Annotated in this window: 3 protein-coding genes, 1 tRNA gene and 2 rRNA genes (1 of these 6 running past the window's edge); all 6 read right to left on the reverse strand. The window is 38.8% G+C overall.

From position 1 onward, the window contains the following. Positions 1-885, reverse strand: coding sequence for a branched-chain amino acid ABC transporter permease (locus MKY04_RS21035; protein WP_126295716.1), 885 nt, complete (start codon positions 883-885; stop codon positions 1-3). Further along, positions 857-2,788 carry an AMP-dependent synthetase/ligase gene (locus MKY04_RS21040; protein WP_346235088.1) on the reverse strand — a complete coding sequence of 644 codons (1,932 nt, stop codon included), beginning with the start codon at positions 2,786-2,788 and terminating at the stop codon, positions 857-859. Before MKY04_RS21040 ends, MKY04_RS21035 begins: the two co-directional genes overlap by 29 nt. 13 nt (positions 2,789-2,801) lie before the next feature. Beyond that, positions 2,802-3,575 (reverse strand): ABC transporter ATP-binding protein, encoded by a 774-nt coding sequence (locus MKY04_RS21045; RefSeq protein WP_400195215.1) that lies wholly within the window; start codon positions 3,573-3,575, stop codon positions 2,802-2,804. Between the two features lie 580 nt (positions 3,576-4,155). Next, a tRNA-Asn gene (locus MKY04_RS21050) sits at positions 4,156-4,230 on the reverse strand. 309 nt (positions 4,231-4,539) lie between these two features. Next, a 5S ribosomal RNA gene (gene rrf, locus MKY04_RS21055) occupies positions 4,540-4,655 on the reverse strand. A gap of 62 nt (positions 4,656-4,717) precedes the next feature. Then, positions 4,718-6,008, reverse strand: a 23S ribosomal RNA gene (locus MKY04_RS21060); it runs 1,630 nt beyond the window's last position.

Below are 6,008 nucleotides of genomic sequence, written 5' to 3' on the forward strand. Positions count from 1 at the left end.
TCACACCCTCTCAATCCCACGGCTGCCAAATAGGCCATGTGGTCTTAGCATTAATATTAAAAGTACAATAATAAATGGAACTACATCCTTTAAGCCCCCACCTACTAGCGGATCTAAATAACCACCCGCCATATTTTGCAATATTCCAATTGCAAAACCGCCAATAATAGCCCCAATTACGCTATCCAAACCGCCCAGAATTACAACAGGTAATACGGTTAATCCAATCGATGCCATTGTTGGATTAACACCGTTGATATTTCCAATTAATACTCCACCAATTGCTGCAACAATTGCTGCAATCGTCCAAGTTGCTGCATAAACAAATTTTACACTCATCCCCATTGATGAAGCGGCTTGTTGATCATCTGCAACTGCACGGATGGCAAGACCAATTTTGGAATACTTAAAGAATATAGAGAAAATAATTAATAACACTAAAACGACAATGAAAGACCATAAATAAACCGGTGTAACAATAATTCCACCAATATTTAACGGTGTTTGTGGGAATACTGGTGGAAACGTTTTCGTAGAATGGCCCCAAATCATATGAACAGCACCTGCCAGTAAGCTTGATAATCCAATAGTCGCCATAATAACTGAAATAACAGGTGCATTTTGCAATGGTCGCACAACGATACGCTCCACAGCAAGCCCAAGAATGGCACTAAATATCAATGTAATGAGTAATGCAACTAAAAATGGAACTTGTAGTGCAGTCATGAGCATTAAACAAATATATGGACCAAAAATGACAAACTCTCCATTCGCAAGATTCAATGCACCGCTTGCACGATAAATTAAAACAAATCCTAAAGCTACAAGTCCGTAAATACTTCCGACGACAATACCATTAATGAGCATTTGGAAGAAGAATATCATTAGCGAAAGCTACCTCCTCACCACTTGATAGTTGAACTATTTGTAAACTACTGATTTCATTTGGTACATTATTATGAGAAGCACTTAAAGGAACTTCTAATGTTGTAGAGTACATCGCTTCAATTATTTTTTCATATTTCTTTTCAACAAAGTTCCTTCTAACTTTGAATGTTCTTGTTAATTCCCCTTGATCAGCAGTAAATTGTTTATTTAAAATTACAAATTTCTTTATCCTTTCATTAGAAGGAAGTTCATTCATTAATTTTCTAACTTCTCCCTCAACTAAATTAAGGATTTCCGATTTTACTGATAATTCAGAATATTCAGTATATATTATCTGGTTTTTATCTGCCCATCGACCAACACTATTTATGTCAATATTTAAAATTGCTGTTAAATACGGTTTATTTTTTCCAAAACATATTGCCTCTTGTATATAGGGACTGGATTTCAGTTTATTTTCAATTAATTGAGGATAAATTTGTTCTCCCTCTGAACTAGTAATAACATTCTCTTGTCGATCTAAAATGAACAAATGACCGTCATCATCCAAATATCCTTTATCCCCTAGAGAAAGCCAACCATCATTCATTATTTTTTTGTCTTCTTCGTTCAAATACTCCGAAAAAATAGCATTATTTTTTAAATATACTGTTCCATCATCACCAATTCTTACTTTTGTATTTGGTATTGGTACACCTGAACTTCCTGCTTTAATTGCAGAATCATATTGAACAAATGCAATGCCACTTACTTCTGTCCCACCATAGGTCTGCTTCAAATTTACCCCGATACTATGGTAAAAGTGGAAAGCATCAGTTTGAATAGCTGCTCCAGCTATATATGCCCTTTTTATTCGAGCAAGCCCCAAATGATCCCGAATTGCACTAAACATAATTATATCTCCAAGTGTATACATCATTTTATCGAATAAGGAAAGCTGCTTTTTGTCTAATTTAAATAGAGCTTGTTTATCACCGTACTTTTTAAAAAAATTGTATAGCTTTCGTTTAAACCAGCTGGCTCCTTCCATTCGAATTTGGAAGTTCGCCATTAATGATTGGAAAACACGGGGTGTAGCCAATAGAGTATGCGGACCAATTTCTCTTAAATCACCAATGACGGTATGCGGTCTTTCTGGGAAATTAACAACCATACCAACTATTAAAGGTATGATGATACTCATCACATGCTCATGAACCCAAGAAAGCGGTAAAAATGAAATATAATCATCTGCTTTTTTCATTTCATCAACTTGTGATAAGTTTTTAGCTGATTCAATTAAGTTATGATGGGTTAAAATTACTCCTTTAGGTCGCCCGCTTGTTGCTGCACTGTATGAAATAATTGCAGGCATTTCACTATGCAACAATTTCAATTGGTTTGCTAAAAAATCTGTTTTTTGTTTAAGTAAATCCTCGCCATTCTTTAGTAGCTGCCCCATATAAGTTAGTTTAGTATGCTGATAATGACGTAGACCTTGTTTATTATAGTAAATAATATGTTCTACTAAAGGCAGTTCATTTTCAACTTCTAGCAGCTTATCAACTTGTTCTTGATCTTCTACAATGACAATTCTTGCTTTGCAATCATTCAAATAAAACTTTATTTGATCTGGCAACGACTCTTGATAAACACCTACTACAACCCCGCCTATGCTTTGTACAGCCATATGAGCGTAGAGCCACTGGGGTCGGTTTTCTCCTATGATTGCTACCGTTTCACCACTTCTAAAATCATATTGTTCAGATAGTGAAACTGCCAATTTTTCAACATTTTCTAAATATTGCCCCCATGAAATTTCGTTCCAAATCCCAAGATGTTTCTGTCTTAATGCAACTGTATTTGCTTCACTTTTCGCACGTTCCGCTAGTAAAGTAGGTAAAGTTTTTTCTATTACCATAGTTCGCCTCCCTCTACATAACTGTCTCTTCACCGATATATGCTTTTATTACATCCGGATTTTGTTGAATTTCTTTTGGTGTCCCGAATCCAATTCGTTTTCCAAAATCCAGCACGGCAATATGATCAGACAAACTCATGACAACACCTAAATCGTGTTCAATTAACACGACCGTTGTATCCATCATTTCATGCATATCCAATATAAAACGAGACATTAATTCTTTTTCTGCATTGTTCATACCTGCCATTGGTTCATCTAGTAGAATTAATTCCGGTCTTAATGCTAATGCGCGGCCTACCTCCACACGTTTTTGCAAGCCATATGGAAGTGTACCAACAGGAGTATGACGAATATCTTGTAATTCTAAAAACTCAATTACCTCTTCAACTTTTTGACGGTGTTCAATTTCTTCCTTGGATGCTTTTCCTATATATAGTCCTCCACTAAACACCCCTGATTTCATTAATGAATGCTTTCCGAGTTTTAAATTATCCAACACAGACATATGAGCAAAAAGCGCGATATTTTGGAATGCCCGTGCAATACCTAATGAAGTTCTTTCATACGGCTTCATCTTTGTAATATCTTTGCCTTTATAAAGAATAGAACCACTTGTTGGATGATATAATCCACTAATGCAATTTAACATACTTGTTTTTCCTGCACCATTTGGCCCGATTAATGAAAAAATTTCACCTTTGTTTATATGGTAGGTGACATTATCTAATGCCTTTACACCTCCAAATTGTAAAGATATATTTTCTATCTCTAATATCCGCTCCAAACCATACCCTCCTTTTTTACCAATTCTTACTCTACAGTACATAAAAATTATTCCATTTTTAATATATATTTTATAATCTCCTAGATTATGAAATACTTTTTATCTTTTTATACTTGTTCTAAAATAAAACCCCTTACGATGCAATTTTCGTAAGAGGTTTTTAGATTTTAACTTTCTTAAAAAACTATTTATTTGCAACTATCTTTCTTTTTTATGGACTTATATTTAATAAAAATTATCCTACCATATGAATTGAAATGCAGCGGGTCCACATACTCCATTAAAGTCTAAATCGTACTCGAAATGTGTATAATTATCGCTAAGATTCCAACACTTCATTGGTAATTCTATAAAATAAGGAGAGCAGATACTTTCCTAATCGCTAAAACTAAATAAACAATTTCATTTCATAAATCCGTCAATCGGACCTTACATCATTAAATAGGATTCAGCTTTATATGGTGTTTGGCTGGAAGAAGTACAACCTAATAAATATAATAGGGTTAAATAGTTTGGAATATATTTATGAGAGATTAATTATTGAGGGGTTATAAAAAGAGAAAAAAAGGGCAAAAAAAAATGGCTCCGAAGGTAGGACTCGAACCTACGACCGATCGGTTAACAGCCGATTGCTCTACCACTGAGCTACTTCGGAACGTTTATATTTAAGTACATTTATTATTATATCTATATCACTAAAATATGCAAGCATTTATAAAAATTATTTTTTGAATTTTTATATTTCATTAACTAATTAAGTTGAAACATCACTAAATTCTAATTTATAATATCCAGCAACCACTGAAATTTCTTATCCTAGGCTGGCAAGAGAAGCAATAACAACCCCCGTTTAGGAAACCTCATGAACTCCCCTTTTTTCGCTGTATTCTAACGTGTTCTACCTAAAATCTAAAAATCTAATAAAAAAGCCACTACCGAACTAAATTCAGCAGCGACTTTTTGAGCCTAGCAACGTCCTACTCTCACAGGGGGAAGCCCCCAACTACCATCGGCGCTAAAGAGCTTAACTTCCGTGTTCGGTATGGGAACGGGTGTGACCTCTTTGCCATCATCACTAGACTTATTAAATTGAGAGTTCGTTCTCTCAAAACTGGATAAAGACATTGAATGCGTTCAAAATTTTGGTTAAGTCCTCGATCGATTAGTATTCGTCAGCTCCATGTGTCGCCACACTTCCACCTCGAACCTATCTACCTCATCGTCTTTGAGGGATCTTACTTACTTGCGTAATGGGAAATCTCATCTTGAGGGGGGCTTCATGCTTAGATGCTTTCAGCACTTATCCCGTCCACACATAGCTACCCAGCGATGCCTTTGGCAAGACAACTGGTACACCAGCGGTGTGTCCATCCCGGTCCTCTCGTACTAAGGACAGCTCCTCTCAAATTTCCTACGCCCACGACGGATAGGGACCGAACTGTCTCACGACGTTCTGAACCCAGCTCGCGTACCGCTTTAATGGGCGAACAGCCCAACCCTTGGGACCGACTACAGCCCCAGGATGCGATGAGCCGACATCGAGGTGCCAAACCTCCCCGTCGATGTGGACTCTTGGGGGAGATAAGCCTGTTATCCCCGGGGTAGCTTTTATCCGTTGAGCGATGGCCCTTCCATGCGGAACCACCGGATCACTAAGCCCGTCTTTCGACCCTGCTCGACTTGTAGGTCTCGCAGTCAAGCTCCCTTGTGCCTTTACACTCTACGAATGATTTCCAACCATTCTGAGGGAACCTTTGGGCGCCTCCGTTACCTTTTAGGAGGCGACCGCCCCAGTCAAACTGTCCACCTGACACTGTCTCCTACCCCGCTAAGGGGTATGGGTTAGAATTTCAACACAACCAGGGTAGTATCCCACCGACGCCTCCCTCGAAGCTGGCGCTCCGAGTTCTCTGGCTCCTACCTATCCTGTACAAGTTGTGCCAAAATTCAATATCAAGCTACAGTAAAGCTCCACGGGGTCTTTCCGTCCTGTCGCGGGTAACCTGCATCTTCACAGGTACTATAATTTCACCGAGTCTCTCGTTGAGACAGTGCCCAGATCGTTACGCCTTTCGTGCGGGTCGGAACTTACCCGACAAGGAATTTCGCTACCTTAGGACCGTTATAGTTACGGCCGCCGTTTACTGGGGCTTCAATTCAGAGCTTCGTGATGCCACTAACCCCTCCTCTTAACCTTCCAGCACCGGGCAGGCGTCAGCCCCTATACGTCACCTTACGGTTTTGCAGAGACCTGTGTTTTTGCTAAACAGTCGCCTGGGCCTATTCACTGCGGCTCTCTCACGAGAGCACCCCTTCTCCCGAAGTTACGGGGTCATTTTGCCGAGTTCCTTAACGAGAGTTCTCTCGCACACCTTAGGATTCTCTCCTCGACTACCTGTGTCGGTTTGCGGTACGGGCACCTCCCGCCTCGCT

This window comes from Lysinibacillus telephonicus (genome assembly GCF_039654155.1).
In the GTDB taxonomy this organism is placed as follows: domain Bacteria; phylum Bacillota; class Bacilli; order Bacillales_A; family Planococcaceae; genus Ureibacillus; species Ureibacillus telephonicus.